The sequence below is a fragment of the Chitinophaga sp. genome, assembly GCF_035761305.1.
GTDB lineage: Bacteria > Bacteroidota > Bacteroidia > Chitinophagales > Chitinophagaceae > Chitinophaga.
This window is the reverse complement of sequence record NZ_DASTRI010000060.1, coordinates 1-3,360: the sequence shown is the minus strand read 5'-3', so window position 1 is coordinate 3,360 and position 3,360 is coordinate 1. Positions and strand designations below refer to the sequence as shown.

5 protein-coding genes are annotated in these 3,360 nt (G+C 52.0%); 2 read left to right on the top strand and 3 right to left on the bottom strand.

Annotated features, from left to right (window positions below; genetic code table 11):
- Positions 1-362 (bottom strand): hypothetical protein (locus VFS25_RS05930; protein WP_326461203.1); only part of this gene is annotated, 362 nt, incomplete at its 3' end.
- Entirely contained in the window at positions 349-864 is a 516-nt protein-coding gene (locus VFS25_RS05925) for an RNA polymerase sigma factor (protein ID WP_326461202.1), read from the bottom strand. The genes VFS25_RS05930 and VFS25_RS05925, both read right to left, overlap by 14 nt.
- A 550-nt stretch (positions 865-1,414) precedes the next feature.
- Here VFS25_RS05925 and VFS25_RS05920 point away from each other — a divergent pair.
- Both VFS25_RS05920 and VFS25_RS05915 read left to right on the top strand, forming a co-directional pair.
- Positions 1,415-2,293 carry an AraC family transcriptional regulator gene (locus tag VFS25_RS05920; protein ID WP_326461201.1) on the top strand — a complete coding sequence of 293 codons (879 nt, stop codon included), beginning with the start codon at positions 1,415-1,417 and terminating at the stop codon, positions 2,291-2,293.
- A gap of 57 nt (positions 2,294-2,350) precedes the next feature.
- Positions 2,351-3,064, top strand: coding sequence for a nitroreductase family protein (locus VFS25_RS05915; RefSeq protein WP_326461200.1), 714 nt, complete (start codon positions 2,351-2,353; stop codon positions 3,062-3,064).
- On the opposite strand, the gene VFS25_RS05910 is transcribed toward VFS25_RS05915, so the two are convergent.
- Positions 3,054-3,360 (bottom strand): ABC transporter permease (locus VFS25_RS05910; protein WP_326461199.1); only part of this gene is annotated, 307 nt, incomplete at its 5' end. The genes VFS25_RS05915 and VFS25_RS05910 overlap by 11 nt on opposite strands.

The window sequence follows — 3,360 nt, the reverse complement described above, 5'->3', positions numbered from 1 at the left end:
GCTTTTTCAGGATCGCTGTAAGTGTCCTGCTGCCAGCCGGCAGCCACCAGGTTATGCTGCTTTTCGCGGAACTGCTGCAGGCTGTAGCCAATGCCGGCCATAATAAGCAGCACAGCGGCGTACTTCATCCAGTGCTGCCAGGGCCTGCTGTTGCGCAGGTGCACTACCCTGGCCACGGGCTGCGGTACTTCCCGCTCCTGCTCCTGCTGAAAGTACCGGAACAACGGTGCTGTTTCGCGCAGGTCATCGGGCAAATCGCCGGTGTGCGTTACAAAAAAATCACGGAGCAGCTTTTCATCTTCCAGTGAAGACTCACCCTCCCAATATTTCTCCAGCAGCGCTCTTATTTTATTGTAATCCATATACCTGAATGTTTTGCAGTTGTTCCCGTACGGCTTTCCTGGCACGGTGCAGGTTTGTTTTTACTTCGTTCATCGTCAGCTCCAGGATGTCGGCAATCTCCTGGTAGGAAAAGCCATCTACGTCGCGCAGTTGAATAATGGTCCGGTATTTTTCCGGCAGGGTATTAATGATCCGGTGCACTCGGTTCATCACATCCTGCTGTTCGGCTGCCAGGTGCGGGTTTTGCTGATGGGCGGCATGTCCGCCGGCTTTGTCCAGCATTTCCGTGTTCCGGTATTTTTTGGACTTCAGCCGGTCCAGGGCCAGGTTGCGCACGATACGCATGCACCAGGCCTCCAGGTTTTGCAGCTCCGCCATCCGCTCCTGCTGGTGCCATACCTTTAGCATGGCATCCTGGGTAATATCCTGCGCGTCCTGCTCGTTGTTGAGCAGCCGGTAGGCAAAGCGGTACAGCTTTGGACGGATGGGCATTACCTGGGAATGAAACAGCTCTGAAGACATATCAACGTTATGACGTTTACGCGAATGTTATAAGAGGAAGACGACCGTAAAAATAGTTTGTTACAAAAAATACAAAAAAAAAGTTCCCGCCTACCTGTTGGCAAAACGGGAAACTTTAACCATAGTTATAATCGGGGGAGACTATACGTATAATATATTAATATTAAAATACCGCCGTAAGCATAGGTAATGCTTTATGGATAGCCTGTTCCGGACTTAATAATCAATGCAATAGATCGGGAGAATGGTAAATAGCCTGTCCTTTAAGTGATCCCGGCTTCTCTAAGATAAGGGAAAGAAAGCAAACAGGCAAGCAAAAAAGGCGGGCCCGCTGTTTGGAAGAACGGCCCCGCCTGCGTTCATAACATGCTGGTATGTGCAACGCTATACCATTCCTTAAGTGCTGTTGTTGTGTTAAACGTGAACTAGAAGTGGCATTTGAAGTATGCAATCCAAATTTAGGATAATAGCCCCCTTACTTTTAAATACTTTTTTATCCTATGTTTGTACTCATCGGATCATCGGCACAATCTTCACCCATTCACCGCTTATGGCAAGGCAACCGCAAAAAATACCTGTTTACCCGCTGGAGCGGCAGTCCGATGCACAGTTCAGCATACGCCGGGTAATGCGCGCCGGCCCCCCGGATAACCGTGAATGGATAGCCAGCCCGCACCGCCACAATTTTTACTTTATCGGCCTGGTACAGCAGGGCGCCGGTAAGCACCTGGTAGATTTTAAGGAGTACACCATGGCGCCCAATACCCTGAACATCATAAGCCCTCACCAGGTACATCATGTGCACCAGCAGCCGGATGCGCACCAAACCGTTAAAGGTGTGGCGCTGTTCTTTACCAGGGACTTTGTGCAATCCCACCCCCTGCTGGATAATATTGAATGGATGGGCGGACAGCTGCACCTGGATGAAACAGAAATGCAGCTGCTGCTGGCCCTTTGTGAGCAGCTGCTGGCAGCGTACGAACAGCAGCAGACCATGAGCGACCGTATTATCAGGAGCTATCTCGACATCTTTTTTTCGCACGTTCACCACATGATGCAGGAGCGGCAGGCCCCTCACCTGCTTACGAACGATGCGCGTATTGTAAAAACGCTGCAGCAGCTTATTCACCGGCATTTCCTGGAGCAGAAATCGGCCGGCGACTATGCTGCCCTGCTGCACCTTACCCCCGGCTACCTGAGCGATGTGGTTAAAAAGCAAACCGGCAAAAGCCCCTCTCAGCTGATTGCCGACCGGGTAATACTCGAAGCCAAACGCCTGCTGGTACATACCACCGGTAGCGTTAAGGAAATTGCCTACCAGCTGAACTTCAATGAAGCCACTTACTTTTACCGCTTTTTTAAAAAATACGCGGGGCAAACACCTGAACAGTTCCGGGAGGAGATCCGAAAAAAGTATAGTATAACCTGAGCTTTGTATGCAAGCCGCAGCCCCTGCCGGCGGAACTTTGTAGTAAATAATATTACTATGAACAACGCCATTGCCACTACACAACCGGTACACCCGCTGCTGCTGCAGCGCTGGAGCCCGAAATCGTTCCAGGACAGGCCCGTGCCTGCCGCCACGCTCAATGCCCTTTTTGAAGCGGCCCGCCTGGCCCCCTCCTGCTTTAATGAGCAGCCCTGGCACTTTATAGCAGGCACCAAAGACAACCCGGCACAATATGAAAAGATACTGCGCTGCTTTACGCCGGATAACCAGGCCTGGGCGCGCACCGCGCCGGTGCTGATAATAGCTGTAGTAAAACTGTATTTCCAGCACAACGGCGCGCCGAATGTATTTGCCTGGCACGATCTGGGACTGGCCGTGGCCAACCTCACCTTCCAGGCCGTGCATGAAGGGCTGCAGGTATGTGAAGCCGCCGGCATTGATCATGAAAGGTTATACACGGAATTTGCCATACCCGAAGGGTACCAGCCCTGCACGGGCCTGGCGCTGGGGTATGCGGGCAATGGCGCCAACCTGACGCCCGGTCTGCAGCAGAAGCACAACCGGGAAAGAACGCGTAAGCCGGTACAAAGCTTTGTACACTATGGCATGCCTGCGCTGGAAATGACGCTGGATGCACAGCAAAAGCAGGTATATGAGCTGATGAAGGAAAAGTTTGCGTTTGGCGACCTGCGGCCGGTATTTGCCTTTGCCCGGCAGCGGATGGAAAAAGCGGCCGGTGTTAAAGCTTAATGCGCGGGTCTACAATGGTATACAGCACATCTGCCAGCAGGTTAATGATCACAAAAATACCGGCCGTGAATAGCACGGAGCCCATGAGCACGGGAAAATCAAATTTCTCCAGCGCATCCACCGTTACCTTGCCAATGCCTTTCCAGCCAAAAATGTACTCCACAAAAAAGGCCCCGGCCAGCAGCTCGGCAAACCAACCGGTTACAGCGGTAATTACCGGGTTAAGGGCATTGCGCAGGGCATGTTTAAAAATAACGGCATTGCGGGTAAGTCCTTTGGCATAAGCAGTGCGTATA

Excerpts from the sequence above, each read along its gene's own strand:
- VFS25_RS05915 (WP_326461200.1), top strand. The coding sequence starts at position 2,351 with ATGAACAACGCCATTGCCACTACACAACCGGTACACCCGCTGCTGCTG.
- VFS25_RS05920 (WP_326461201.1), top strand. The coding sequence starts at position 1,415 with ATGGCAAGGCAACCGCAAAAAATACCTGTTTACCCGCTGGAGCGGCAG.
- VFS25_RS05925 (WP_326461202.1), bottom strand. The coding sequence starts at position 864 with ATGTCTTCAGAGCTGTTTCATTCCCAGGTAATGCCCATCCGTCCAAAG.